The organism is Rhodococcus sp. T9N (assembly GCF_024436645.1).
GTDB lineage: Bacteria > Actinomycetota > Actinomycetes > Mycobacteriales > Mycobacteriaceae > Rhodococcus_F > Rhodococcus_F qingshengii.
Map to the genome: position 1 here is coordinate 69,692 of NZ_JAMSKS010000009.1, position 25,527 is coordinate 95,218.

The following is a 25,527-nucleotide window of genomic DNA, read 5'->3' on the forward strand; positions in this document are numbered from 1 at the left end:
AGATTAGACCCACAAGGCGAGTTTGTGGGCATTCAAGAACAACCGGTCTACCGGTACGGACCGGATGAGACGACAGTGAAATACATGACCACCACAACGAGTTCCACCTTCGCCCACATCACTCCGAACTGGTTCGCGGCAGCGATGGGAACGGGAATCGTGTCGGTGGCCGCCGCTTCGCTCGAACCGGAGATCGAGGGCTTGAAACTGGTCTCCGAGATCTTCTGGGTTCTGGCGGTTCTCGTACTGTGCGCCTTGATCGGAGCATTTGCCACCCATTGGTCACAACATCGATGTCAGGCCCTCGCCTACCTGCACAGCCCCGCGATGTTCCCCTTCTACGGCGCCGTCGCAATGGCACTGCTGACCGTGGGATCCGCAACCGGCATCACCGGCCCGGACTTCCTCGGCCACGACGTGGCGATCACCGTGTCGCTGACACTGTGGACACTCGGCACGGCACTCGGCCTGGTCACCTACGTCGTGATGATGATTCGACTCGTTCGAGATGCCGGGATGGCGACGGCAATGCCGTTCTGGCTCATGCCCGTCGTACCTCCGATGGTCTCGTCCACCACCGGCGCAGCGGTCAGCACCCACATGCCCGAAGGCGCTCCACGCATCGCGGTACTGGTTTTCTGCTACATCCTGTTCGCTCTGGCGCTGACCGCCGCCATCGGCATTCTGGTAGCCGTCGCCAGGCAGTTCGCACGCAACCGTTCGGCCGGCGTCGACGTGATCCCGTTCAATGCCATTCCCTCACTGTGGATTCCGTTGGGCGTGATCGGACAGTCGATCGCGGCATCCAACCTGTTGGCCGCCGCCTCACGGCATGCACTCAGCCCCGAGCATGCCGACACCCTGCACGAATTCGGGATCGCCTACGGAACCGTCGTCGGAATCATCGGCGTGATCGCGTTTGTCACCGTCACCGTCGTCACCATCCACGCACTGCGCCGCGGCTTGGACTTCTCGCTCGGCTGGTGGAGCTTCACCTTCCCCATCGGAGCATGTGCCGTCGGAGCGAATGCCTTCGGAGTCGCCACCGATTCCACCCTGATCCTGGGAATCGCACTTGCCCTGCTGACCGTACTGATCCCCATCTGGGCAACCGTCGCGGTCAGGACCGTCCGGTCGATCCGCAGTGGAGTTCTACCGGCGGCTGCATGAATTCGCACCGATGAGTTTTGGCTCGCCGTACGGTCTGTACTCACGTAGACCATTGTCGAGAGCAGGAGTACACGGTGAGTCAGTTATTGCGAGTGCAGAATTTCGGCGTTTCGAGTGACGGAATAGCCTGCGGTCCGGACCAGAGCTTCGAGAGCCCGTTCGGCCTGGACCACGGTGAAATGTTTGCGTGGGCAGGAGCTACGGCCAGCTGGCCCAATCGCACCGATCCCGGCGGCAGCCGAGGCCTCGACGACTATTTCACGCGGGACTTCTCCAATAACATCGGCGCCGAAATCATGGGCCGCAACAAATTCTCACCGTACCGCGGCCCTTGGGAGAATCTCGAGTGGCAGGGCTGGTGGGGCGACGAGCCACCGTTCCACACCCCGGTTTTTGTCTTGACCCACCACGTGCGGCCGTCGTTCACGCTATCGGACACGACATTCCACTTCGTCGACGCCGACCCCGCGACGGCCCTCGCGCAGGCACGTGAGGCAGCGCAGGGCAAGGACGTTCGACTCGGCGGCGGAGTCAGCACTATCCGTGAATTCCTCGACGCCGATCTGGTCGACACGATGCACATCGCTGTCTCCCCGATCGAATTCGGATCCGGTCTACGACTGTGGGAGACACCTGACGAGTTACTCGACCGCTTCAACCTCGACGTTGTGCCGAGCCCGAGCGGCGTGACGCACCACCTGTTCTGGCGGAAGTGACGTGTTGGGGCAGCTCCGTAAACGGGAGCTGCCCCAACAGTTACGCGCTATTCGCCGGTCTCGACCTGGCGCCCCGACTGGTACCACGCCATCGTTCCACCGGCCACCGAAACGGCATTGATGCCGCGAGCCTGCAGATACTCAGCGGCTTGCAAGCTCCGACCACCGACGGCGCAGATGATGTACACCGTTTCCGCGTCCGGAATTTCACCCACGCGAGAGACGAATTCGCTGAGCGGAATGAGCGTCGCACCGGGAACTCGGACCTGAGCGAACTCGTCGGCCTCACGGACGTCGATCAACGGCTCACCCGCTGCCAAAGCCGTGTCCAGTGCATTCAAATCGACTTCCAACATTTCTTCTGCGCCTGCCTTCGTGTTCGCTGCTGTCCGAATAGACGGTACCCGCGCGTTTTCGTGCAGCTCCCTTTACGATCTGACAATGACCAATACGGTTCCCGAAAAGTCCGGTTTTTGGAGTCGCCCCACCGTGTGGAAAGTGCTCCTGCTGATCGTCGTCTACCTGGCGTTCTATCTTGCTGTCGGGCAGGTTACCTCCAGGGTTTTTGCAGACCAGATCGACACGGACAATGTCGTGGCAAGCGCCTCCAGCATCCTCCTCGGCGTCGCATTGCCCATCGCGATCGGCGGGATCGCCCTGCTGGTTTTCACGACAAAGGTCGGCTGGCTGCGCGGCGTCTTCGGCCCACAACCCATTCGTGGGCGCGGTTGGATGTGGATCGGTCCGATCATCGTGGTCGCCGCCATTGTTGCGCATCTGGCGGGAACCGATTGGAGCGCCTGGACCACCGGCGAGGTAATCGCCCTGCTGGTGCTCGGTGCGTGCGTCGGCCTGACCGAGGAATTGGCCACCCGTGGCCTGGCAGTGAAGATGCTGCGCGACGCCGGCCACCGCGAGCGCTTTGTCGCCGTCGTGTCTTCACTGGTGTTTGCACTCATGCACACGGTCAACCTGATCGCCGGGATGAAGCCGTCGACCGTCCTTGTCACCGTGGTCTACACCTTCGGTTTCGGTATGTGCATGTACCTGACAATGCGTGTGACGGGCACGATCTGGGCCGCAATCGTGTTACACGGCCTCACCGACCCCACCACAATTCTCTCGACCGGCGGGCTGGACACTTCGGTGACCACGGAAGTGAGCGGCGCCGCCGCCATCACCTCTCTACTGACGGTCCTCTTGGTCGTCTTCGGGGTGATCGCCGTCTTCCTCATCCGAGATCGAATCGGCGAAGAACGGCACACACCCGTCTCGGCCTGACCGACCGCGACCGTACAAGACATACTTGTGCCCATGCCTTCTCGAACCAAGTACTCGTTCGCCGTCGTGACTGCATCGTGTGTGCTGGCACTCTCCGGTGCCGTCACTCATGCCACCGCGGGGGTTCCGACAACTCCCGAAGTCGCGACCACCGAATCCATCGCGTCGGAATCGATCAGCGATCTGTATGCAGCCAAGGGTGTGCATGAAGTGGCTGCCGATTCAGTTCCCGGGTACCAACTGTTCTACCCAGCCGACTTGTCGTCTGATGGCAATCGGCATCCCGTCATCACCTTCGGCAACGGCAGCTACGCGACTTACGAGGAGTACGAAGCGCTCCTGCAACATCTCGCTTCTTGGGGTTTTGTCGTGGTGGTGGCCGACAGCAGCGTGACCGGCGACGGTACCGAGATTCTGGGTGCCGCCCAGTACGTCGTCGATCAGAACACCAACGCTGACAGCATTTTTCACCAGAGGATAGACACCGAAAACATTGCCTCGGTCGGCCACTCCCAGGGGGCAGGCGGCGCGATCAACGCTGCAACTCAGTCGGCGAATCTGATCACCGCCACAGCGGTGCTCGATTTGCCGGACCCGTGGTGGGCCTCGCGACCTGTCGACGTGATCGACGTGGCCCAGTTGACCGGACCGACGTTCTTCATGACCGGCGCCGACGACCCGGTCTCCACCGCCGATCCGCAAGCTGAGTACTTCGACAAAACCGCCGGACCGGCGGTCCGCGGCAGACTGCTTGGCGTCGGCCACAATTGGGCCGCAGATGGCGAAGGATTCCGGGGCTACCTCACCGCGTGGCTGAGATTCACCCTGAGCGGCGACCAGACTGCCGCACGTGCATTTGTCGGCGACTCGGCGGAAATCCTCACCGATCCCCGTTGGGACCGGCAAGCGATCAAGGGTTTGTGATGACGATCTTGCCGTAGGCCTGCCCGGATTTCTGCTGCTCGAAAGCGTCAGCGAGGCGGTCGAGGCTGTAGGAAGAATCTATGACGGGACGAAGCGCCAGGCTCTCCAGCCCGGCGACCATCTCCTCCTGATGTGCACGACTGCCCACCAGAACACCTTCGATGGTGACCTGTTTGGTCAGTAGCGAAGTCAGGTCGATCGACGACGAGGGGCCGTTCATGATGCCAAGCGCGCAGATTCGCCCGCCTGGTCGGACTGCCGCCAGAGATTGGCCGAGGGTGGACGGCCCGCCGACGTCGAGGACGAGGTCGATTCCGCCGCTGAGCCGCATCGCCTCCGATCCCCAGTCCGGGCGCTCGCGGTAGTTGACCACGTGATCGGCACCGAGTTCGGCCAATCGAGCCATCTTGTCGGGTGCCGACGAGGTTGCGATCACCTGGGCTCCAACAGCTTTGGCCAGCTGGACGGCAAACAACGCTACCGTGCTGGTCCCAGGGATCAACACCGACGACCCTGGGATGATCGGGACTCCGGCAAATAGTGCGCGCCACGCTGACAAACCTGCGGTGGGCAAGGTAGCGGCTTCCTCGTAGGTGTAGTTTCGCGGCATCACTGTCACAGCAGATACCGGCACGGTGACGGTGTCGCGGGCGAACCCGTCGACACCGTCACCCGGCGAATTTCCGAATCCGTCGAAATCCGGTGTGCCGCTCCGCCAATGCGGCAAATAGGTGCTCATCACGCGATCTCCGACGCTGAACTGCGTTACGCCGTCTCCGACCGCAACGACCTCCCCGGCAGCATCGGACAACAGGATCCGCGGACCGTCGGTCGCTATCTCTCCGGTCGCCACGAGGTAGTCATGGTGGTTGAGCGAATTAGCGTGGATCGCGATCGTCACCTCACCCGCACCCGGGCCCGGAGTCTCGATCGTCCTCGATTCGAGGTTGTTCAATCCTCCAGGCGGGAGTACGTACACGGCGCGGTTGGTCATGGTGTGGATCCTCGCACGAATGGTGATCGGGTGACGTTCGAAAAGGGTTCTGCTGCTCAGAGGAGAGAAGCGGTGAACCCTCCGTCGAGAACCAGGCTGCTGCCGTTGCACCACGACGACTGGTCGCTCGCAAAGAACACTGCGGCGGCGGCAACTTCCTCGGTCCGGCCATAGCGCGTCTGCTTCGTGACCATCAAGTCGTCGAATCCCCCGGACTCGAGGCCGAGGGCATTCTCGAAATCCTGCTGGTGACTCTTGACCAGGTCGGTATCGATGAATCCGGGCAGCAATGCATTCGCGCGGATTCCGTGGAAGCGAAGTTCGGCTGACAGGGTTTCGGTGAGATTGCGAACTGCTGCTTTGGCTGCGGCATAGCTGCCGATCAAAGGCGAGCCGGTGGTCGACGAGATCGACGAGATGTTCACGATCGAACCGCCACCGGATGCGACGAGAGCGGGCAGCGAATGACGCACTGTCAAGAACACTCCATCGAGGTTGACCGACATCACTTTCCGCCAGTCCTCGAACGAGGTCTCGATCAGCGGGGTCGTGGTGGCGATACCGGCGTTGGGTACTACGACGTTCAGTCCGCCGAACTCTTCGACCGCTCTGGCGACGAGATCCTTGACCTGCTGTTCGTCGGTGACATCAGTTGTGACAGCGATAGCTCCGTCGATCGAGTCCGCCACTGCCTGTGCTCCGCCACCGTTGATGTCGGAGACCACGACCCTCGCGCCCTCCGCCCCGAACGCCCGGGCAATGGCGGCGCCGATTCCGGCACCTGCGCCGGTGACAATTGCAACTTTGTTCGCGAGAAGATCGGACATGTCAGCGTTCCCCTTCAATTCTCGGTCGGGACGTAGAAAAGCAATTCGGGTCCGGTGTCGCCGGTGGTCGCGATGGCCTCGGACATGTCGAGAGTTCCGTCGCCCAAAGCACTTCCCAACGCCTGCGCGGTGCCCGCGAGATCTTCCGTGTCGAGTTGATAGATGCTCAGGTAGCGGCGCGCGGGCAATGCATCCTCGGGCAGCAACTGCACATCCGCCAGGAAGAATCTGGAGGCGGAGACAACTCCGGGCACTCGTTCGACGACCTGCGGAATATGCACGTCGTCGTACCAACGGTTGAACGCATCCTCCGAAGACGGATCGGCGGGGTGTACGTGTGCGACGAGAATCGCTGTGCTCATGAAGTTCCTCTTCGACTCGAAGTGCTTTTGGTTCAGCGCGTTTGGAAGGCGACGATATTCACGCGCAAGGCAACTGACCGCGGCTGCGTGTGGTGAATCGATCGCGCTCAAGCGACAACCCTAGGGAGCAAATGTGACCCGCACCATATGCTCGGAGGTCAGAGTTGAGCTCCACATTTGTCCTCTCGGCACAAAACTGTCTCTCGGCACTAACACGGTGGCCAGAATCAGGCGTTAACGGAAGTCTCGCGATTTGGCCGTTACTCGCAGATCCATCAGCTGCATCCGGTCTGCCACGACGGTGACAGCGCCTTCTGCATTCTGCACCTTCCCTCGAATAAGCAACGCCGGCGCCGTATTTGCCAATTTTCGGTACTTTGCCCACAACCCCACCGAACACACGACGTTGACCATGCCGGTTTCGTCCTCGAGGTTGATGAACGTGACGCCCGCAGCTGTGGCCGGACGCTGCCGGTGTGTGACTGCTCCCCCCACCAGCACACGGTCACCGTCCGGGATGTCGAGAAGTCTCGACGCCGGCACCACGCCGAGCGCGTCGAGCTGTGGGCGGAGGAATTGTGTCGGGTACGTGTCGGGAGATACTCCTGTCGCCCAGACATCCGCCGCCGCCAATTCGACGTCGCTCATGCCGGGCAGGGTGGGAGCTGTGACCGACGCACCGATACCGGGCAAGCGGTCGGGGCGCTCCCCCGCCGCAGCGCCCGCTGCCCACAGCGCTTCTCTACGCGAGATACCGAAGCTGGCTAGCGCACCGGCGGTCGCCAGCGATTCAGCTTGTGCGGTAGTCAGTTCCACCCGCCCGGTCAGATCGAGAAACGACGTGAACGGTCCACCGAGGTCGCGCTGTTCGACAATTTTCTCGGCGAGTGCATCGCCGATGTTGCGCACTTCCCCCAGCCCCAGCCGAACCTCGAATCCACCTGCCTCGACGGTGGCATGCGCGAGGCTGACATTGATGTCTGCACCGTGTACCTGCACTCCGTGCCGGCGCGCATCGGCAACCAAGGACTGCGGCGAGTAGAAACCCATGGGCTGCGCGCGCAGAAGTCCGGCGCAGAACGCAGCGGGATGATGAAGTTTGAACCACGAGGAGTAGAAGACCAGCGCGGCAAAACTCTGTGAATGGCTTTCCGGGAAACCGAAATTAGCGAATGCATACAGCTTCTCGTAGATCCGGTCGGCAACCTCGTCACCGATGCCGTGTAGGTCTCGCATGCCCTGATAGAACCTCGCGCGCAGTTGTTCCATCTTCTCGGTGGAGCGTTTCGATCCCATTGCCCGACGCAATTGATCGGCCTCGGACGGCGTGAAGCCCGCAACGTCGACGGCCATCTGCATCAACTGTTCCTGGAACAGCGGAACCCCCAACGTGCGTTCGAGTGCCTTCTCGAGCGACGGATGGTCGTAGGACACAGGTTCGAGTTTGTTGCGCCGACGAATGTACGGATGCACTGATCCGCCTTGGATCGGCCCCGGACGGATGAGCGCGACCTCGACTACCAGGTCGTAGAAGTTTCGAGGCTTCAGACGCGGCAGTGTCGCCATCTGCGCACGTGATTCCACTTGGAACACACCCACCGAATCTGCCCGCTGCAACATCTCGTACACCGCTGTTTCCGACAGATCGAGTTGCGCCAAATCGACTGTGATGCCTTTGTGTTCGGCCACCAGATCCATCATGTAGTGCAAAGCTGAGAGCATGCCGAGGCCGAGCAGATCGAACTTGACCAGCCCAGCGGCAGCGCAATCGTCCTTGTCCCATTGCAGGACACTGCGATTGGCCATCCGCGCCCACTCCACCGGGCAGACGTCGGCGATGGGACGATCGCAGATGACCATGCCGCCCGAGTGGATACCGAGGTGCCGCGGATAGCCTTCGATCTGCGCCGCCAGTTCGAGTACCGGACGCGGAATATCGGTATCCGCATTCTTGTCGATACCACCCCACCGGCCGACCTGCTTACTCCACGCATCTTGCTGGCCCTGCGAAAAGCCCAGCGCCCGAGCCATGTCCCGCACCGACGACTTTCCTCGATAGGTGATGACATTGGCTACCTGCGCGGCATACGTACGCCCGTACTTCGCGTACACGTGCTGGATCGCCTCTTCCCGGCGATCCGACTCGATGTCCACGTCGATATCCGGCGGGCCGTCACGTTCGGGCGCAAGAAACCTCTCGAACAGCAGTTTGTTGCGAACCGGATCGACATTGGTGATGCCGATCGCGTAACACACCGCCGAGTTCGCAGCGGAACCTCTTCCCTGACAGAGGATGTCGTTGTTCTTGCAGAACGACACGATGTCATGCACCACCAGGAAATATCCGGGAAAGTTCAATCCCTCGATGATGGCAAGTTCATGTTCGAGCTGTTTGTATGCCTTCGGTGCACCTTCCGGCGGTCCGTAGCGTTCCAGCGCCCCCACCATGGTGAGCTCACGCAACCACGACGCCTCGGTATGCCCGGCTGGCACGTCGAACGGTGGCAATTTGGGCGCGATGAGCTTGAGATCGAAAGCGCACTCACGACCAAGATCGGCGGCACCACTGACAGCCTCGGGATAGAGCGAGAACAGTGCCGCCATCTCCGCGCCGGACCGCAGGTGCGCTCCGCCGGTAGGGGCCAACCATCCTGCTGCCTCGTCCAAGCTTTGACGCGACCGTACAGCCGCCATTGCCATGGCGAGGCGTCGACGCGGAGGAGCGGCGAAGTGCGCGGCGGTGGTCGCCACCGTACGTAGTCCATGCTCTCTCGCCAATTCGGCCAGAACGGCATTGCGCTCGTCGTCCTCCGCCAACCCATGATGAGTGAGTTCCACCGACACTCGCTCCGCCCCGAAACGCTCGACCAGATCCCCCAAGGCATCCGCCGCTGCTTCGCGACCACCCGACGTCAAGGCTTGCCGCACATGACCTTTCCGGCACCCGGTCAGGATCTGCCAGTGGCCACCGGCCGCTTCGGTCAGCACGTCGTAGTCGTACTGCAGTTTGCCCTTCTCGCCGCCCGCCAGATGCGCGGCGGCGATCTCCCGCGAGAGCCGGCGATACCCTTCCTGCCCACGGGCAAGTACCAGGAGGTGCGTTCCACCGGGATCTGCCGTGCCGGTTCTGGGTACCGAATCCAGAGACAACTCGGCCCCGAACACGGTGCGCATTCCCCATTCACGTGCGGCTTCCGCAAACCTCACCACGCCGTAGAAGCCGTCGTGATCGGTGACGGCGATAGCTTCGAGCCCGAGACGCACTGCTTCCTCGACCAGCTCTTCCGGCGGTGATGCACCGTCGAGGAAACTGAAGGCCGAGTGAGCGTGCAGTTCTGCGTAAGGAACTACACCGACACCACGGGTGAGCTCGCCCGCGTGGTACTCGCCGCGCTTTCTTGACCAGGCGGGGCTGTCGCTTCCATCGCCCGGAAACAAATCCTCATGTTCCACACGGCCGGGTCGTCCGGAAAGCACCCGTTCCATCTCGGACCACGTCGGCGGCCCATTTCCCCAACCCACACTGACCTCGCACCTGATCGAGTCGGCCGTCAGGGACGACCGACTGCTCGAGGATGCCGAAAGGGAAGACGCACCACATGCATCGAACTGATGTTCGATGCAGATTCAGTCTGACAGGTCACTCACCCACAGTCAACAGAGCGAATCTCAACCCTCACCGTCTCGTCACATTCAGATGTACGCATGTCTGCACTCCGTTCACTTTCGCCCCAGATCATTAGCGGCGTTCATAATCTCCATCCATACTGTTTCCAGGAGTACTACTCGTATGTCGTTCTCGCGCAACACACGTAGGTTGACGGCCGTCGCCGGCGCCGTCGCCGTTCTGGCCGCTGCCGGCTGCAGCAGCAGCGCCGACGAGGCCACCGGCTCGAACGGCGCGACCGTCGATCGCGCCGCGACCGGCGAACTGTCCTCGAACGGTGGCGCTCGTCGCATCGACGGTGATCAGTCGGCCGCAGTGCGCGACGCCGTCAATGCCTCCGGCGCGAAGAACGTCATCCTCCTGATCGGGGACGGCATGGGCGACTCGGAGATCACCGCCGCACGCAACTACGCCGAAGGCGCTGCGGGCAGCTTCCCCGGCCTCGACGCCCTGCCGATCACCGGCCAGTACACGCACTACGCACTGACCAAGGACGGCAAGCCCGACTACGTCACCGACTCCGCAGCCAGCGGATCGGCATGGTCCACCGGCACCAAGACCTACAACGGCGCGATTTCGGTCGACATCAAGGGGCAGGCCCAGTCGACCGTCCTCGAGATCGCCAAGGCGAACGGCAAGGCCACCGGCAACGTCTCCACCGCCGAGGTGCAGGACGCCACCCCCGCAGTGCAGGTCGCGCACGTCAGTGGCCGCAAGTGCTACGGACCGGAGGCGACGTCCAAGTCCTGCCCGGAGAACGCCCTCGAGAACGGCGGCAAGGGATCGATCAGCGAACAACTCCTCGACACCCGCGCCGACGTCACCTTTGCCGGCGGCGCCAAGTCCTTCGCCGAGACTGCGAAAGCCGGTGACTGGCAGGGCAAGACACTCAATGAGCAGGCCGCCGCCCGTGGCTACCAGCTGGTGAAGAACGCCGCCGAGATGAACGAGGTCGGCAAGGCCGATCAGGATGCACCCGTGCTCGGCTTGTTCGCCGACGGCAACATGCCCGTCCGCTGGGAAGGATCCGTCGCCACCCGCGACGGTTACCTGCAGCCCGCCGAAACCTGCGTCGACAACCCCAAGCGAACCTCCGACGTACCGAAGCTCGCGGACATGACTCAGAAGGCCATCGACCTACTGAAGGTCAACGACAACGGATTCTTCCTCCAGGTCGAAGGTGCCTCGATCGACAAGCAGGATCACGCAGCCAACGCATGCGGTCAGATCGGTGAAACCGTCGACCTCGACGAAGCTGTGCAGAAGGCACTCGAATTTGCGAAGACCGACGGAGAAACCCTGGTCATCGTCACAGCCGACCACGCTCACACCAGCCAGATCGTCACCAATGTCAGCGCCGACGACATCGCCACCATCGCCAAGGACCAGAACATCCCGGTCGAGCGCGCCCAGGAAATCGTCTACCCCGGCCTGACCCACAAGCTGACCACCAAGGACGGCTCGGAGATGACGATCAGCTACGGAACGTCCGAGGATCCGGCCGTCGAGTCCGAAGGACACACCGGAACTCAGTTGCGCGTAGCAGCTTTCGGCCCGCATGCGGCCAACGTCAGCGGTCTCACGGACCAGACCGACCTGTTCTTCACGATGACCGACGCGCTGGGACTCGACCGTTCCAAGGTCGCAGCTCACTGACCTGACAACACCCGACCCGGTAAAAGCCTGGGTCCAGTCACACCAGAGCAGCCAAGGCGCGCACCCGATCTTCGGGTGCGCGCTTCGGGCAACTGGTGCACTTACCTTCACCGGGCACCTCGTAAATCAGGCAGCACGACGCGCGCTGCGTGAATCTGCGTCGCCCGGATGCCACCGGTGTCAACGGATTAGAAACGCGCACAACACTTTCATTGCGGCCGACATCGACGAAACGCGGAACCGGAATGCCCGGGTTCTCACCGCGGAGAACATCGATCAGGCCGGCAGCAAATGCACTTCCGCGTTCCCTCGCGCTACCGGCGGCGTCGAGGCTGCGATTGGCGATGGAGTCCGTCGCGATCGCCCACAGCGCCTGCTGCCGAACGCCGGACACCTCGGCGAGTACCTCGATCACGGGACTGAGTGAGCGGAACATCGCGTGGCCCAACTCCGCCACACTCCGCGAGATCGGAATGACCGATCCGGCAGCAAACCCGCCCAGATAGCCGTTGTCACGCAAGAAGATCCGCCCACCGTCCAACGATGGATCGGCCGCGAACCCGGTGACCATCCCGGTTCCGATCGGAATGCCGGTCAGCGTCGAGCTGGCCGAGTACCACCACAACGTGCCGTTCACTCGACTGTCCGCACTCCCCCATCGCTCTGCCGTATCGGCGACACGTGCTGCCAACCACTGGGGGTCGGTCATCAACACCGCGGGCACCGTATCCGGATACGCGCTCAGGTTGTCGAAGAACGGCACAGCTACTGCCATACGGGCGTAGATCCCGGCCACCGATTCCGTCATGCCAGCCCCAATATCTCCATCCGCGGACGTACTCCGCGTTCGACTCGCGCCCTGATGCCGAAAACCTCGGCCAACAACGGCTCGTCCAACACCTCGACCGTAGACCCACACGCGCGGAGTTCACCTTCGGTGAGCACGGCAAGGTTGTCGCAGTACTCGACTGCCAACCGTAGATCGTGCATCGTGACCACAACTGCGAGCCCCGCCGACGCAAGTTCGGTAAGCAGTTCCATCACGATCAACTGGTGACGAAGATCGAGATGATTGGTCGGCTCGTCCAACAACAGAACCTTGGGCTCCTGAGCCAATGCGCGAGCTATCGAGACACGTTGCCGCTCACCACCCGACAGGGTCGATACGTCTCGTCCGGCAAGCTCGACCAAACCGACCTGCTCGATGCACCGGTCCACGATGGCGGTATCGCGCTCCGTGCTTCGGTCCAACCAGCTGCGGTGCGGAGTTCGTCCGAGCGCGATCGATTCACGAACCGACAGTCCTGCCGAGACAGTGGGTTCTTGAACACTTGCCGAGACAGTTCGGGCGATGTCCTTACGCGAGAGCGTCGTCGAGTCGACTTGATCGATCAGAACTGCGCCACCTGTCGGCGTCAAAGCGTTGTAGCAGCAGCGCAGCGCCGTCGTCTTGCCACTGCCGTTCGGCCCGACCAAGCCCAATATTTCACCGGACTTGACTGCGAAAGTGATGCCGCGCAACACTTCGCGATTTCCGAGCCGCGCCCGGGTCTCGACGAGTTCGAGCAGGGGCGCAGTTTCGGAGTCTTTCGGGAGTGTCACTGTTCTGGTCTGTGTCACTGTTCTGGCCTGTGTCACTGTTCTGGCCTGTGTCACTGTTCGAGCCTCCGATACTGCCGGTAGAGCATCCAGACGAAGATCGGTGCACCCACGAGGGCCGTGATCACTCCGACCGGAACTTCAGTGGATTGTGCCACCGAGCGCGCAGCGGTATCCGCGGCAACCATCGCGACGGCGCCCAGCAGGGCTGCAGCAGGGAGCAGTCGAATTGCTCTGGTGCCGACGATGAAGCCGGCCAGATGCGGGATCAGCAGACCGATGAAACCGATTCCACCGGCAACGCTGACTGCTGCGCCCGCGAGTACGGAGACCGCGAGCAAGGACAAGACACGGAACCGTCGGACGTTCATACCGAGTGCAGCGGCCCCGTCGTCACCGGTCTGCAAAACGTCCATCCATCGCGAACTGAACAGAAGGGCTGTGCCGACGACGGCGAGTGCGATCGTCGGGAAGATCAGCGTCGACCATCGTGCATCACCGAATCCGCCGGCAATCCAGTGCATCACCGACGTCACGTGCCGATCATCGGCCAATACCAGGATGCAAAAGGTGATGAGCGCCGAGAATATCTGGGCGAGCGCGACACCCACCAAAATGATCGCGGTCGGCTGCGGATACCGGCCGCCGATCAGCAGTGCGAGAAACAACGGGATCATCGCCCCGGCGAATGCTGCGACCGGAATCGTGAAAACCCCGAGGAGGCCGGCGCCGAAACCCAGCACCGACACGAGCACCACCATGAATCCCGCGCCCGACGAGACTCCGAGCAGATACGGATCGGCAAGCGGATTACGGGTGACAGCTTGAGCAACTGCACCTGCCATGGCCAACGAAGCACCCACTACCGCGGCAGTGAGTGCACGTGGCAGGCGGGAGTCGATCACGATCGACTCCCGCGCCGCGGTCCACCACGTCTCGAAAGTCCCTGGCGCCAAACGGGCTCCGACTATCGCCCAGACGTCACCGACGGGAATGCGAACCGATCCCAAGGAGACGGCCAACCCCAGGACGATCGCCAAGGCGACCGCCAAGCCGACAAGCAGGGCGCCGTACCCGTAACGCGTGCGGGTCACTTCGCCGCGTCAGCGCCTGGATGGAAGGCTGTTGCGATGGTCTGTGCCGAACGCACCAACCGTGAACTCTCGAACAGGTCAGCGAGAGGAACCACGACGAACCGGTTCTGCTGCACAGCAGGGGTGGTCGCCATCAACGGCTGGGCACGGAGGAAGTCGATCTTCTGCTCGGCTGTCTTGTCGCCGTAGTCGATGACCACGATTGCCTGGGGTGCACGCTCGGCAACAGCTTCCCACGATGCGTCGATGTAGGGCTTTGTCCCTTCGGCGAAGATGTTCGAGACGCCGGAGTATTCCGCGACCAATTGACCGACGCCGACTCCGCCGATGGTCGTCGGAACCTGGTCACCGCTGTCGTAGAAGAAGGTCGGTACCGGCGCCGCGTCTCCGACCGAAGCGCGGACGGAATCGAGACCATCGCTGATCTGCTCTGCGACCTCGCGGGCGGAATCTTCGACGCCCAGGACTCGACCGAGTTGCGTGTAGTCGTTCTCGAGCAATCCGATGTCGGGGAAACCGGTGCCACAGTATTCCGAGAAGAGGAAGGTGTTGATTCCGCGCTCGCCGAAAGCGTCTCGGGAACGGCCTTGCTTCTCGTTGAAGGCACTGGTCATTCCTCCGACCACGAAGTCCGGATCGACGTCGAGGACCTGCTCCATGCTGGGGAACGTATCGGAAAGGCTGGGAATCTTGTTGAATACATCGGCGGTCTCGGCAGTTGGCGGGTTGTCGCTGTACGCCCGCCCGACAATCCGATCACCCGCGCCGATCTCGATGAGGGCTTCGGTGACGTGTCCGTTCAAAGACACGATGCGCTGCGGCGGCGAATCGAAGGTCATCTCGCGATCGCAGTTGGTCACGGATACCGGCTGTGCGAAGGATTCCGCAGCAGACGCCGACTCTGATTCCTGACCTTTGGAACAACCTGCCGAAACCAAGGCGACCGCGATGAGAACAGCGGCGGCGCGGGACGGGGAGAACTGAAGTGACACGGGGACCTCGTAAGGGCTCTGAGCCACGAATGAGAATCCGACAGACAACTCCGCCCGCACGCTGATCCTCGGCCAGAGCTCCTGCTGGACTTCCTTTTCGTAGACCACGACGAATGGATGTCGCACACCGCGCGGCGGGTAATCGGGCTTGCCGACACTCGGTGACTACCGAGAATCGACCTACCGTTGCGGGTCAGCGCCGGATTCGGACCGGCTTCCCCCACACGCGTGGCTTGCAAGTGCTTCGAGCAGTATGCATGACGTTTCCGATTCAAGACCAAACGCCCACTACAGTCGATCTGGCCAGACGCCCCCACACACCGGAGTTGATACATGACACGCTGGGCCCAAACCGTCGTCGCCCGGAAATGGTGGGTACTGAGCCTCGCGGTTCTGATAGTTCTCATCAGTGGGGTGTGGGGACTCGGAGTGTTCGGCAAGCTCAGCCAGGGCGGCTTCATCGATCCGGGCAGCGACTCCGCGAAGGTCGCCGACATCATCGAAGACAATCTCGGACCGCAGACCCCGGACATCATCGCGATCTACTCGCCCACGGACGGCAAGACTCTGGACGACATCGGGCCGGCAGTGACAGCCGCCGTCGACCAATTCAAAACCGAAGTGCCGACCGCTTCGGTGAAATCGTATTGGGGAACAGACGCCGCAGCGAAGGCCAGCCTGCTCTCGAACGACGGATCCATGGCGGCCGTTGCGATCACGTTGGCACCGGACTCGGGCGTCACGCCCGCCACTTTCGCCGATCTCCTGCCGAAGCTCGAAGTCGAAGGTGCCGAGGCACAATTCGCGGGTAACACCGTCGTCGGCGTCGCATTCAACACCAAGCTCGAGAAGGACCTGGTGGTCGCCGAAGCCATCGCCATTCCGATCACTCTGGTGCTGTTGGTCTTTATCTTCGGCGGCATCGTCGCCGCTGCCGTGCCCGTGTTCGTGGGTGTACTCAGTGTCCTGAGCGCTTTGGCCGTTCTGCGAATCCTCACGCTGATCACCGATGTGTCCTCGTTCTCGATCAACGTCGCTTCTCTTCTCGGGTTGGGACTTGCCATCGACTACGGACTGTTCGTGGTCGGTCGGTTCCGTGAAGAACTGAATTCGGGCTCGGACCCGGGAGCGGCTGCTCAGCGGACAGTTCTGACGGCGGGTCGCACCGTCATGTTCTCGGGTCTACTGCTGATCTGTGCGTTCAGCGGCATGCTCGTATTCCCCCAGGCCGTCATCCGGTCTCTGGGCTTCGGCGCGATCGCCGCAGTATTGAGCGCGGCCGTCCTGTCGCTGACCGCTGTGCCTGCGCTGCTTGCCATTCTGGGGCATCGCATCAACGCCCTGACGTGGCGCAAGGATGCGGCGCAACGCGGCGAGGAACGCTCGCGCAAGTTCTGGGGCCGCGTCGTCACGTGGGTGATGAAGCGTCCGGTCGCAGTCTCGGTGACGATCGTGGCTGTGCTGCTCGTGATGGCCTCGCCGCTGCTCGGCGCCCGGCTGGGAGAACTCTCGTACACCGCACTACCGGACAACGACCCCGCTCGCGTCGCAATGGACACGTTGGTCAACGACTTCCCGCAAACCGGAAACGGCGCAACGATGATCCTTCAGGCCGAGGACGGGAACACTCTCACCCCGGCCGAAGGTGCAGCGATCGCCGAGTCCGCCGGTCGAGTCGAGGGCATCGGTCAGGCGACCGTCGTCGCGAGCACCAATCAACTCGTCGCGGTTCAGGCTCTCTACAGCGAGGGCTCTACACCCCAATCACAGAGCGCCGCAGTGACAGATCTGCGTGCGATCTCCGCTCCCGACGGAACGGTGCTGCTTGTCGGCGGCGGTCAAGCCATGGTCGACGACGGCAACAACGCCGTCCTGCACTGGCTACCGGTGATGATCCTCATCATGGTCGGATCCACCCTGATCCTGTTGTTCCTCGCGTTCGGTTCGGTGGTGCTGCCGATCAAGGCGGTGCTGATGGCAGCCCTGAGTCTCGCGACCACCTTCGGTGTCCTCACCTTCGTCTTCCAGGACGGACACGGCGTCGAACTCCTCGGGGTCAGTCAAACTCCGCTGGAGGCTACGTTTGTCGTGCTCATCCTGGCGGTGGTCTTCGGATTGTCCACGGACTACGAGGTTTTCCTGATGTCACGGATGGTCGAGGCCAAGAACGCGGGAGCGACGACAGAGGAAGCGGTCAAGTTCGGAACCGAGCGCACCGGCCGCATCGTGACGGCTGCCGCCTTACTCCTGATAGTGGTGACGGGGGCCTTCGCAATGTCAGGGCTGTCAGTGATGAAGTTCCTGGGCGTCGGCATGATCGTCGCGCTGATCGTCGACGCGACCATCATCCGCATGTTGCTCGTGCCCTCGCTCGTGAAGTTGATGGGCGAAGCGAACTGGTGGGCTCCTGTGTGGATGAAAAAGGTTCACGCGAAGGTCGGCATCGGCCACTGATCGCGACTGGATCATGTCGCTGAAGAGTGCCTGGGATCCTGCGGAGAGCCGTGTTCGACTAGGGGTCGTGGATGACTTACCTGAGAGTGTTGTGGTCGGCTCAGCAGTGTTTTCGCGTGTCGACTCGGACGATTCGTTGGCGTGCTGGACATCGATCATCGATGTCCAGGGGGTCGGTGACTCCAGGCCGGTGAGTCTGGTTATCGAGCCGGCCACCGTGCCGGAGTCTGCGGTGTGTGAGCTCGCTGCGACCGTGATGGCCCGGTTCGGTGAGTTTGCCGAAGTCGCCGCCGATTACCTGCGTCAACAGCTGCGTGGGCCACAGTTCGGCCTCCGCCACTCCGAACTCGTGGAGTTGGACGCCACGGAGTCACTGTTCGGCGAACCTGAGGCGGTGATCTGGGCTGACGGAACCTGGCTGCTGCGGTTCGCTGAGTCAAGGCTCGAGATGGCCGATCCTTTCGGGATCGGTGTTCTGTTCGAAGGAACGACTCCGTATGCGGTCGAGGACTTGTCGGGCGCTGAACCGGCCTAGGGTTTGCCGGCCTGTCCACGCCATCGCCTCGACGATGGTGCGCCGGTCTACTGGCGGACGGCGCATGGCCTTCACACCCTCGGAACAACGGCCGCCCACATCTCATCCGAAATCACGTCACGCGACGCAAGGACGAGCGCGCACCCCACTGCGCCCGAAACTCTTCAGCAACAGACCTAGTGGATTTCCCTGATCGGGCAGTCGTCCTCGAGGATGACTGCCCGATCGTCTAAATCGCTCCGCAGGGCGATGTTCTCCGAAGCTGATTTCGTCAGACTTGGAGCATGACAATTTTCGAATGGATCCTTGCAATCCCCGCTCTTGCGCTTGCCGTCGCGTTCTTGTTCTCCGGAATCATCTCCGCGGGCATCGACTTCGACGCCGAGGATGGTGTCATGACGCACTGATGTTCGTTTCCCTCTAGCCGCTGATCTTACTTTGGAGTAAGTTACCGACTATGGCCACATACATCGTCACTGGCGGTACCGGATTCCTCGGACGAGCTGCACTGCCACTCCTGCTCGAGCGTGATCAAACTGCTCAGATCCATGTGCTGGTCAGAGCCGGTTCTGTAACCAAACTCGAAGAACAGGTGTCGGCAATTCCCGGCGGCGATCGCGTGCATCCACTCATTGGAGATCTGACCGAGCCGGGGCTGGGCATCGACTCTCCCCCGCCTGCCGACCACGTCCTTCACCTCGGCGCGATCTACGACATCACCGCCGGAGACGAGCAGGCTTCGACGAATGTCGAGGGCACACGCTCCGTGGCCGACCTTGCCGCACAGCTGGGAGCCACCCTTCATCACGTGTCATCAGTCGCAGTTGCGGGCGACTACCCGGGAACCTTCAGCGAAACCGATTTCGATTGCGGTCAAGGCTTTCCCACTCCGTACCACCGAACCAAGTTCGAGGCCGAGAAGCTCGTTCGAGAACGAGAAGGCCTCACCTGGCGTGTTTATCGACCGTCTGCCGTGGTCGGCAACTCCGTCACCGGGGAGATGGACAAGATCGACGGTCCGTACTACTTGTTTCCAGGACTGGCGCTACTCGCGAAACTACCTGCAGCACTCCCCGTCCCGATCCCCAACCTCGGCGCAACCAATGTGGTGCCCGTCGATTACGTAGCCGCCGCCCTCGTCGAATTGATGCACGCGCCCGGCCACGACGGCGAAGCATTCCATCTCGTGAATCCGAAACCTCAACCGGTACGCGAAATCTATGCCGGACTCGCCAAGGCCGCCGGAGCGCCCCGGCCCGCACTCAGCCTGCCGGGCGTGATCGCCAAACCCTTTGTCTCGCCATTGCCGATGGATTCGGCAGAATCGGCGCGGAAGGTCTTCCTCGATCGCATCGGCATGCCTGCAGCACTACTCGACAACATGACGATGGCGCCGACATTCACCTCCGCGAGAACCGTTGCCGCCCTGGCCGGATCAGGACTGGCGGTCCCCGAGTTCGGGTCGTACTCCACTGTGTTGTGGAAGTACTGGCGCGCAAACCTCGATCCCAATCGCGCACGACGTAACAGTCCCGAAGGACCACTCGTGGGTCGGATCGTTCTGATCACCGGAGGCTCTTCCGGAATCGGCAAGGCATCGGCCATTGCCGCCGCTCAGAAGGGCGCCACCGTTCTCCTGATCGCACGCCGCACCGACGAACTCGATGCCGCAGTACAGGAGATTCGATCAGCCGGGGGCAAGGCATTCGGTTATCCCTGCGACATCACGGACGACGAATCGGTCCAGCACACGATCAAAAGCATTCTGACAGAACACGATCACGTAGATATGTTGGTAAACAACGCCGGCCGATCCATCCGGCGCGGCATTTACCACTCCACTGATCGTTTCCACGACTACGAACGAACGATGGCCGTGAACTACTTCGGCGCTGTCCGATTGGTGCTCGCCTTGTTACCGACCATGCGTTCTCGCCGCTTCGGCCACATCGTGAACATCAGCAGCGCGGGAGTCCAGGCGGCAACGCCTAGATTCTCGGCCTACGTGGCGAGCAAGGCCGCCCTCGACGGTTTCTCGGACGTAGCCGCCTCTGAAACCCTGGCGGACGGAATCACTTTCACGACCATCCACATGCCGCTGGTCGAAACACCGATGATCGCTCCGACCGGCGAATACAACAACGGCCCGATCACCAGCCCGGAAAAGGCTGCGGCAATGGTGATCCGCGCGCTGATCGACCGCCCCAAACGCATCGACGTACCACTCGGAACCCTGGGTGATCTGGGAACCCTGTTCGCACCGCACACCAAGGACCGAATTCTCAACCAGATGTACCAGGCATTCCCCGACTCTCCGGCGGCAAAGGGTCAGGTAGACAAGGAAACTCCGGCAGACGCTCCGGCAACACCGACGCGACAGCACCACTCGCGCTCGCGCATCCGCAAACTCGGCCGTCGTGCCGCCCGACTCGTGCCCGGTACGCACTGGTGACCGGTGGTGTGACTTCGCCTCGGAGCGTTTCGGCCAGCGGAACGAGTCTGCAATGCTAGTCATCAGAATCTATCCAGACCATGGTCATCCCAGTTCGCTGTGGCCGTCGAAGGAATTGATTGTCATCCCGCCGCAACGGTTCCCGCAGGCATACGTTCTCCCGAGCCAAATGGGGATCGACGACGAACTCGGAGAGAAGATACTGGCGTGGACTAATCGCTTCCAAAAGTTCTTTGTGACCGAGATCGACGGCTTCGCGAAACGACCGCGGTGGAATCCAGGGATCAACGTTTTCGACTGGTACGACGAGGGCTATCAGATCGTGGGCAAACTTCGGGCACAGTTTCCGGACGTGCACGTCAAGCCTGAATTTGCCCAGTACGTCTTTTCGGTCAACGAGCGTCGGGAAAGCATGGGGCTTGTGCCGGTCAGCCTTCCGAACGAACCCAAGGCCGGGCATATGAGCATCACTGAACTCCTGCACCCCAAGTGAGTTTCAGAGCCATGGCGATGAATGCGATCGATACTGCGGCAGTGATCGAGTTTTCCCATCCGAGGGCGAAGTAAACTGCGGAAGAATCGAAATCCACTGCCTTGCAAGAGGCTACGGGAAACGGGATCCAAGCCCATCCTGCTTCTTCGAGCAATCCGCTTCCATGCGAACTTGATCTACCAAGCTCCGATGCGGACGCTGGGAACCCCCAACGTGAGGTCACTCCGAAACTTGCGATCAATCCAATGACCCCGACTACCAGCATGAGTGCGGGAACATTGCGAGTGATAGGTGACTTGTCTCGGGGTGAAGTCATTGGAACACCGTACTTCGGCTTTCCGTCAGTTCGCTGACACTGCACATTGTTCCGAGTACGAGATGAATTAGCCGACGAACCTGCGGATCTCACTCTCGGAGGCATTGGCGCCCGTGCAGACAACAGCAACGCGCTTGTCAGCGAAGGTGTTCGGATGCGAATAGACCGCAGCAAGTGCGGCCGCACCAGCACCTTCGCTCAAAGTGTGAGCGTCGTAGAGCAACGCCCGCTGCGCGAGGGTGATGTCGTCATCCGTGACGAGCAGGAAGCCTCCTAGCCGTTCACGCAAAACACGTTGTGTCAGTGCGAACCCGGCACCGGTCGCAAGCCCCTCGACACGGGTGGTGTTCGGGCGCTCGACGCACGTGCCGGAACTCCACGAGTCATGTGCGGCTCGTGCGGCCTCAGACTGCACTGCGAACACCTCGAGGTGCGGTGCAAGCGCACTGGCGACGAGACACGCCGCCGCCGCACCGCTGCCGCCACCGACTGGGACCACCACCGCGTCCAGATCAGGTTGTTGTTCGAGGAGTTCGACGTAGGCCGTTGCAACACCGGCGAGGATTGCCGGCTCATTGGCGGCGCTCACGAGACGCAGGCCGTCACGTTCGCTGATGAAATCGGCGTGAGCACGTGCTTCGTCGAAGTTCACACCGTGCTCGATGAGCTCGGCTCCGAGCATGCGGACAGCGTGAGCCTTGACTGGATTCGCCCCAACCGGCATGACGATCACACACCGCACGCCCGCACCCGCCGCGGCATACGCCAAGGATTGAGCATGGTTTCCGGTCGAGTAGCCGACAATCCCCCGCGCCCGCGTCGCCTCATCCAGTCCTGCCACCAGGTTCAGTCCGCCGCGAACCTTGAACGCACCCGTGGGGTGCACGTTCTCGTGTTTGACGAACAATTGGCTGCACGAGCCCGCACCCAAGGTCGGGTGCGATATCAGGGGCGTGACCGGTAGATGCCGACGGACGACCTGACTGGCACGCTCGATGTCTGCCCATACGGGTGGATGTAGCTGGTTTGATGCCGTGAGATCAGATGCCGGTGCCATGTGATTCACCCTGCCAAACACCGATTCATAGATCCAATACGTGTTTTCGTCCAAAGCATCGAAATCTTCTATGATTTTGGCATGCTCGATCTAATTCGGCTGAGGGTCCTGGTCGCTGTTGCACAGGAAGGGTCGGTGACAGCCGCCGCCGATTCTCTCGGTTACGCGCAGCCCTCCATCAGTCACCACCTTCGACAGCTCGAATCGGAAGTCGGGGTTCCACTGTTCCAGAGAGCGGGTCGTGGACTGCGCCTGACGGACGCCGGCGCAGTGCTGGTTCGGCGAGCCACCGAGATCCTCGGCCACGTCGACGCAGCGGTAGCCGAAGTCCAGACGTACGCAGGACTGAGGGCCGGGCGGGTACGACTGGCCGCATTCCCGTCAGCCCTGGCGAGTTTGATTCCGCAGGCGATGGCAGCGTTCACGTCCCAGTACCCCGATGTGTCCATCAGCCTCGTTGATGCAGAACCACCCAAAGCACTTGCACTGCTTCGTAACAACGATGTCGACGTAGCTGTTGTCTTCGCGCACGAGGACACCCCTGAAGTCGGGCTCAAGCATGTCGCGCAGACGACTTTGCTGGAAGATCCGTTGTACCTGATCACCTCTACGCGGAATGCAGATGCCGCCAACGAGATCACGGACTACGCCGGTGAGACCTGGATTGCCGGTTGCCCGAGCTGCCGAGCCCACCTCCTCACCGCTTGCAATCGAGCTGGATTCATTCCGCGGATCGAGTTCGAGACCGACGACTACGTCGCCGTCCAAGCCCTGGTCGCCTCCGGAAGCGGGGTAAGCACCCTTCCGGCCCTCGCCCTCCAGGCACATCAGAACCCGAGTATCCGCGCACACCGCATTCCCGGCGAGCGACGCACTGTCTCCGTCGCAGCCTACGGCAAACCTCCACTTGCTCCCGCGATCGACGCGTTCGTCAGAACTCTGACAGCGATATCCGAATCCATGCGTGAGCGCGTCGAATTGGATGGGCACCAAGATAACCGGTGACCTCAGGTCCGGCCGACCACCGCGACTATCAGTGCGGCAAGTTCGCTTCGAGCATCGTCGGGCGAGAGCGCTCCCGCTACCGCCGCATGCGAGAGTGCCTCTGCAGCACCGAATATTGCGGTCATCGAAGGTTGCGCAAGTCCTCCGCCCGCACCAAAGGGAGTCAGCACCTCCCGACATCGTTCGGAATAGGCGTGTTCCGATTCACGCTTGACCCGCTCCAGCTCGGGCGAACCCTCAAGCGCTGCAAGCACACCCGTCAGTTCACGCCCCTGCGCCAGCGAACATCCGACGTAGGAGTCGGCGATGGCATTCGCGCGTCCGTTCAGAGACTCATCCGCGGCATCGAGATACTCCTCGAGCATCACCGTCTGACGATCGTCGAATTCCTTGAAGAGCGCTGCCAACAACGCGGCGCGAGAGGCGAAATGGCTGTATACAACTGGCTTTGCAACGCCGGCACGTTCAGCCAACCGACCAAGGGTCAGCGCGTCCGCACCCTCCTCTCGCACCAATGCCCACGACACCTCCACGAGTTGTTCGTACCTGCCGGCTCGCGACAGTCTCGTACGTGCCATCGGACACCTCCTTGCGTTATATACCAATAGTAACCTACTCTTAGTACATAAGCGCACCATCTACCGAAGGACGCTCATGACCACACTCGTCGTAGTCTCCCACCCCGATCCCCAGTCACTTACCCAGCATGTCGCCCGTTCTACCGCCGACGCGATCCGCGACCTGGGCGGCGACGTCGACTTCGCGGACCTACATGCCGAGAGTTTCGATCCCCGATTCGCCGAAGCCGATGTGAACCTGTTCCGCGGCAAAGGGACTCCCCCGGCCGACGTTGTAGCCGAGCAGGACCGAATCGATCGTGCAGACGATCTGATTCTCGTGTTTCCGATGTACTGGTGGTCGATGCCCGCACTACTCAAAGGTTGGATCGATCGAGTCTTCGTCAGCGGATGGGCGTACGAATTCACCCCGGGAAGCGAATTCGTGAAGAAACTGGACCGACTCACCGTCCACCTGATTCCAGTCGCAGGTGACGACGCCGAGAGTTTCGACCGACACGGCGTGTACGAGGCCTTCCGGACACAGATCGAACGCGGAATCATCGAATATTGCGGTGCCACACTGGGATCGACAACCTTCGTTCACGAGTCGGACACGAAGAGCCGAGACGTCCTCGCCGCAGAAATCCACGACCTCAGCGAAAGCATCGCGTCCCGTGTCGCCTACCCTGCGACCGCGACTTCCCGTTGACGGTCAAAAACGGTCAACTGGCGCTTGACCGGCCCGTGGCCGCCCAGTAGCGAAGCGTGTCTCCCGAATGGCCGAGGTTGCGCGACAACTGATCAGCTGGGCGCACGCTATCGAGAAGTCCCCCACACCCTTCGATAACATTACGCGAACCCGCGTTCGTTTCGTCGCAGGTAATCAGGACGCGACTGAGCCCCCACCGGGTCGCCGGCATACGTGAGCACTTCCCGCAGAGCAGCCGACGCTATCCCTTTCCGCCGTTCCGACGGCCGAATCCCGTAGCCGATATGACCACCAAGATCAGCCAAGAACTCATTCAAGCTGTGTCGCAACTGGATAGCACCGAGATACCTGCCGTCTCGCACGATCCACCAGTTGGTTGCCGGGACAATGTCGGGCCCCGGCAACGCCTCGGGCTGCGCCAACAACTCCTGCACCCAGTGCCCGAACCCATCGCGGGAGGCAAGGTCGAGATCCAGACGTTGCGCAACTCCCAACGCCGAACCGGGCTGATCCGCCTGCGGTCCACCCCACTCGTCACGCGACTCCAACCAGGACACCCACAAGGCCTCGTCAGGCGCAACCAAATCGACTGTCATAGCAGCGATGCTACGTCGCACCCGCAATGGTCGAGACTTCGGCTCAATCCATCGCAAAAGCACATAGT

Annotated in this window: 24 protein-coding genes and 1 riboswitch; of the genes, 12 read left to right on the plus strand and 12 right to left on the minus strand. The window is 61.7% G+C overall.

Annotated features, from left to right (window positions below; genetic code table 11):
- Positions 1 to 84: 84 nt before the first annotated feature.
- Together M1L53_RS16480 and M1L53_RS16485 are read left to right on the plus strand one after the other, a co-directional pair.
- The gene (locus tag M1L53_RS16480) at positions 85 to 1,170 is read left to right on the plus strand and encodes a TDT family transporter (RefSeq protein WP_232319070.1); all 1,086 of its coding nucleotides are present in this window, start codon (positions 85 to 87) and stop codon (positions 1,168 to 1,170) included.
- A 74-nt stretch (positions 1,171 to 1,244) separates the two neighbouring features.
- A complete protein-coding gene (locus tag M1L53_RS16485) occupies positions 1,245 to 1,886 on the plus strand; it encodes a dihydrofolate reductase family protein (protein WP_003940771.1) in 642 nt (213 codons plus the stop codon).
- Between the two features lie 47 nt (positions 1,887 to 1,933).
- Here the strand turns inward: M1L53_RS16485 and M1L53_RS16490 are convergent, their stop codons facing one another.
- On the minus strand, positions 1,934 to 2,242 hold the full coding sequence (locus M1L53_RS16490) for a rhodanese-like domain-containing protein (RefSeq protein WP_003940684.1): 309 nt from the start codon (positions 2,240 to 2,242) through the stop codon (positions 1,934 to 1,936).
- Positions 2,243 to 2,327: 85 nt separating this feature from the next.
- Between M1L53_RS16490 and M1L53_RS16495 the strand changes: the two genes are divergently transcribed.
- Both M1L53_RS16495 and M1L53_RS16500 read left to right on the plus strand, forming a co-directional pair.
- Complete coding sequence (locus tag M1L53_RS16495) at positions 2,328 to 3,167, plus strand: CPBP family intramembrane glutamic endopeptidase (RefSeq protein WP_003941033.1); 840 nt, start codon at positions 2,328 to 2,330, stop codon at positions 3,165 to 3,167.
- A gap of 33 nt (positions 3,168 to 3,200) precedes the next feature.
- Complete coding sequence (locus M1L53_RS16500) at positions 3,201 to 4,091, plus strand: alpha/beta hydrolase (protein ID WP_054188141.1); 891 nt, start codon at positions 3,201 to 3,203, stop codon at positions 4,089 to 4,091.
- Here M1L53_RS16500 and M1L53_RS16505 read toward each other — a convergent pair.
- The 4 genes from M1L53_RS16505 to M1L53_RS16520 form a co-directional block, all read right to left on the minus strand.
- Complete coding sequence (locus M1L53_RS16505) at positions 4,078 to 5,085, minus strand: NAD(P)-dependent alcohol dehydrogenase (protein ID WP_042923467.1); 1,008 nt, start codon at positions 5,083 to 5,085, stop codon at positions 4,078 to 4,080. The genes M1L53_RS16500 and M1L53_RS16505 overlap by 14 nt on opposite strands.
- 56 nt (positions 5,086 to 5,141) lie before the next feature.
- Positions 5,142 to 5,912, minus strand: a complete 771-nt coding sequence (locus M1L53_RS16510) for a glucose 1-dehydrogenase (protein ID WP_030535097.1) — start codon at positions 5,910 to 5,912, stop codon at positions 5,142 to 5,144.
- 14 nt (positions 5,913 to 5,926) lie between these two features.
- Positions 5,927 to 6,274 (minus strand): hypothetical protein, encoded by a 348-nt coding sequence (locus M1L53_RS16515; protein WP_007727425.1) that lies wholly within the window; start codon positions 6,272 to 6,274, stop codon positions 5,927 to 5,929.
- A gap of 234 nt (positions 6,275 to 6,508) precedes the next feature.
- The gene (locus M1L53_RS16520; protein WP_030535098.1) at positions 6,509 to 9,796 is read right to left on the minus strand and encodes an error-prone DNA polymerase; all 3,288 of its coding nucleotides are present in this window, start codon (positions 9,794 to 9,796) and stop codon (positions 6,509 to 6,511) included.
- A gap of 268 nt (positions 9,797 to 10,064) precedes the next feature.
- On the opposite strand from M1L53_RS16520, the gene phoA reads away from it, so the two are divergent.
- Positions 10,065 to 11,597 (plus strand): alkaline phosphatase, encoded by a 1,533-nt coding sequence (phoA, locus tag M1L53_RS16525; protein ID WP_030535099.1) that lies wholly within the window; start codon positions 10,065 to 10,067, stop codon positions 11,595 to 11,597.
- Positions 11,598 to 11,634: 37 nt separating this feature from the next.
- On the opposite strand, the gene M1L53_RS16530 is transcribed toward phoA, so the two are convergent.
- The 4 genes from M1L53_RS16530 to M1L53_RS16545 are packed head-to-tail and all read right to left on the minus strand — an operon-like array spanning position 11,635 to position 15,282.
- Positions 11,635 to 12,405, minus strand: a complete 771-nt coding sequence (locus M1L53_RS16530) for a (2Fe-2S)-binding protein (RefSeq protein ID WP_030535100.1) — start codon at positions 12,403 to 12,405, stop codon at positions 11,635 to 11,637.
- A complete protein-coding gene (locus M1L53_RS16535) occupies positions 12,402 to 13,199 on the minus strand; it encodes an ABC transporter ATP-binding protein (RefSeq protein ID WP_083197714.1) in 798 nt (265 codons plus the stop codon). The genes M1L53_RS16530 and M1L53_RS16535 overlap by 4 nt, the downstream gene beginning before the upstream one ends.
- A gap of 50 nt (positions 13,200 to 13,249) precedes the next feature.
- Positions 13,250 to 14,290, minus strand: coding sequence for an iron ABC transporter permease (locus M1L53_RS16540; protein ID WP_054188140.1), 1,041 nt, complete (start codon positions 14,288 to 14,290; stop codon positions 13,250 to 13,252).
- Positions 14,287 to 15,282, minus strand: coding sequence for an ABC transporter substrate-binding protein (locus M1L53_RS16545; protein WP_054188177.1), 996 nt, complete (start codon positions 15,280 to 15,282; stop codon positions 14,287 to 14,289). The genes M1L53_RS16540 and M1L53_RS16545 overlap by 4 nt, the downstream gene beginning before the upstream one ends.
- Positions 15,283 to 15,397: 115 nt before the next feature.
- Positions 15,398 to 15,544: riboswitch (cobalamin riboswitch) on the minus strand.
- A gap of 71 nt (positions 15,545 to 15,615) precedes the next feature.
- Between M1L53_RS16545 and M1L53_RS16550 the strand changes: the two genes are divergently transcribed.
- From M1L53_RS16550 to M1L53_RS16570, 5 genes are all read left to right on the plus strand, one after another.
- Positions 15,616 to 17,736 carry an MMPL family transporter gene (locus M1L53_RS16550; RefSeq protein WP_007727439.1) on the plus strand — a complete coding sequence of 707 codons (2,121 nt, stop codon included), beginning with the start codon at positions 15,616 to 15,618 and terminating at the stop codon, positions 17,734 to 17,736.
- A gap of 67 nt (positions 17,737 to 17,803) precedes the next feature.
- Complete coding sequence (locus M1L53_RS16555) at positions 17,804 to 18,271, plus strand: hypothetical protein (RefSeq protein WP_231915037.1); 468 nt, start codon at positions 17,804 to 17,806, stop codon at positions 18,269 to 18,271.
- Between the two features lie 284 nt (positions 18,272 to 18,555).
- Positions 18,556 to 18,678 (plus strand): hypothetical protein, encoded by a 123-nt coding sequence (locus M1L53_RS16560; protein WP_003940840.1) that lies wholly within the window; start codon positions 18,556 to 18,558, stop codon positions 18,676 to 18,678.
- Between the two features lie 50 nt (positions 18,679 to 18,728).
- Positions 18,729 to 20,723, plus strand: a complete 1,995-nt coding sequence (locus tag M1L53_RS16565; RefSeq protein ID WP_054188139.1) for an SDR family oxidoreductase — start codon at positions 18,729 to 18,731, stop codon at positions 20,721 to 20,723.
- Between the two features lie 52 nt (positions 20,724 to 20,775).
- Positions 20,776 to 21,216, plus strand: a complete 441-nt coding sequence (locus tag M1L53_RS16570; RefSeq protein WP_232319069.1) for a hypothetical protein — start codon at positions 20,776 to 20,778, stop codon at positions 21,214 to 21,216.
- Between the two features lie 383 nt (positions 21,217 to 21,599).
- On the opposite strand, the gene M1L53_RS16575 is transcribed toward M1L53_RS16570, so the two are convergent.
- Positions 21,600 to 22,589 carry a threonine/serine dehydratase gene (locus M1L53_RS16575; RefSeq protein ID WP_083471221.1) on the minus strand — a complete coding sequence of 330 codons (990 nt, stop codon included), beginning with the start codon at positions 22,587 to 22,589 and terminating at the stop codon, positions 21,600 to 21,602.
- An 81-nt stretch (positions 22,590 to 22,670) separates the two neighbouring features.
- Between M1L53_RS16575 and M1L53_RS16580 the strand changes: the two genes are divergently transcribed.
- Positions 22,671 to 23,594 (plus strand): LysR family transcriptional regulator, encoded by a 924-nt coding sequence (locus M1L53_RS16580; RefSeq protein ID WP_054188138.1) that lies wholly within the window; start codon positions 22,671 to 22,673, stop codon positions 23,592 to 23,594.
- A gap of 2 nt (positions 23,595 to 23,596) precedes the next feature.
- On the opposite strand, the gene M1L53_RS16585 is transcribed toward M1L53_RS16580, so the two are convergent.
- Entirely contained in the window at positions 23,597 to 24,172 is a 576-nt protein-coding gene (locus tag M1L53_RS16585) for a TetR/AcrR family transcriptional regulator (RefSeq protein WP_042449699.1), read from the minus strand.
- 76 nt (positions 24,173 to 24,248) lie between these two features.
- On the opposite strand from M1L53_RS16585, the gene M1L53_RS16590 reads away from it, so the two are divergent.
- Positions 24,249 to 24,863, plus strand: a complete 615-nt coding sequence (locus tag M1L53_RS16590) for an NAD(P)H-dependent oxidoreductase (protein ID WP_042923456.1) — start codon at positions 24,249 to 24,251, stop codon at positions 24,861 to 24,863.
- Positions 24,864 to 25,003: 140 nt separating this feature from the next.
- Here M1L53_RS16590 and M1L53_RS16595 read toward each other — a convergent pair whose 3' ends face one another.
- Positions 25,004 to 25,459 (minus strand): GNAT family N-acetyltransferase, encoded by a 456-nt coding sequence (locus tag M1L53_RS16595; protein ID WP_232319068.1) that lies wholly within the window; start codon positions 25,457 to 25,459, stop codon positions 25,004 to 25,006.
- Between the last annotated feature and the right edge of the window lie 68 nt (positions 25,460 to 25,527).

Coding starts and splice junctions, on each gene's coding strand:
- M1L53_RS16500 (WP_054188141.1), top strand. CDS start 3,201: ATGCCTTCTCGAACCAAGTACTCGTTCGCCGTCGTGACTGCATCGTGT.
- M1L53_RS16585 (WP_042449699.1), bottom strand. CDS start 24,172: ATGGCACGTACGAGACTGTCGCGAGCCGGCAGGTACGAACAACTCGTG.
- M1L53_RS16595 (WP_232319068.1), bottom strand. CDS start 25,459: ATGACAGTCGATTTGGTTGCGCCTGACGAGGCCTTGTGGGTGTCCTGG.
- M1L53_RS16565 (WP_054188139.1), top strand. CDS start 18,729: ATGGCCACATACATCGTCACTGGCGGTACCGGATTCCTCGGACGAGCT.
- phoA (WP_030535099.1), top strand. CDS start 10,065: ATGTCGTTCTCGCGCAACACACGTAGGTTGACGGCCGTCGCCGGCGCC.
- M1L53_RS16505 (WP_042923467.1), bottom strand. CDS start 5,085: ATGACCAACCGCGCCGTGTACGTACTCCCGCCTGGAGGATTGAACAAC.
- M1L53_RS16480 (WP_232319070.1), top strand. CDS start 85: ATGACCACCACAACGAGTTCCACCTTCGCCCACATCACTCCGAACTGG.
- M1L53_RS16490 (WP_003940684.1), bottom strand. CDS start 2,242: ATGTTGGAAGTCGATTTGAATGCACTGGACACGGCTTTGGCAGCGGGT.
- M1L53_RS16560 (WP_003940840.1), top strand. CDS start 18,556: ATGACAATTTTCGAATGGATCCTTGCAATCCCCGCTCTTGCGCTTGCC.
- M1L53_RS16550 (WP_007727439.1), top strand. CDS start 15,616: ATGACACGCTGGGCCCAAACCGTCGTCGCCCGGAAATGGTGGGTACTG.
- M1L53_RS16590 (WP_042923456.1), top strand. CDS start 24,249: ATGACCACACTCGTCGTAGTCTCCCACCCCGATCCCCAGTCACTTACC.
- M1L53_RS16570 (WP_232319069.1), top strand. CDS start 20,776: ATGCTAGTCATCAGAATCTATCCAGACCATGGTCATCCCAGTTCGCTG.
- M1L53_RS16580 (WP_054188138.1), top strand. CDS start 22,671: ATGCTCGATCTAATTCGGCTGAGGGTCCTGGTCGCTGTTGCACAGGAA.
- M1L53_RS16575 (WP_083471221.1), bottom strand. CDS start 22,589: ATGGCACCGGCATCTGATCTCACGGCATCAAACCAGCTACATCCACCC.
- M1L53_RS16495 (WP_003941033.1), top strand. CDS start 2,328: ATGACCAATACGGTTCCCGAAAAGTCCGGTTTTTGGAGTCGCCCCACC.
- M1L53_RS16515 (WP_007727425.1), bottom strand. CDS start 6,274: ATGAGCACAGCGATTCTCGTCGCACACGTACACCCCGCCGATCCGTCT.
- M1L53_RS16530 (WP_030535100.1), bottom strand. CDS start 12,405: ATGACGGAATCGGTGGCCGGGATCTACGCCCGTATGGCAGTAGCTGTG.
- M1L53_RS16510 (WP_030535097.1), bottom strand. CDS start 5,912: ATGTCCGATCTTCTCGCGAACAAAGTTGCAATTGTCACCGGCGCAGGT.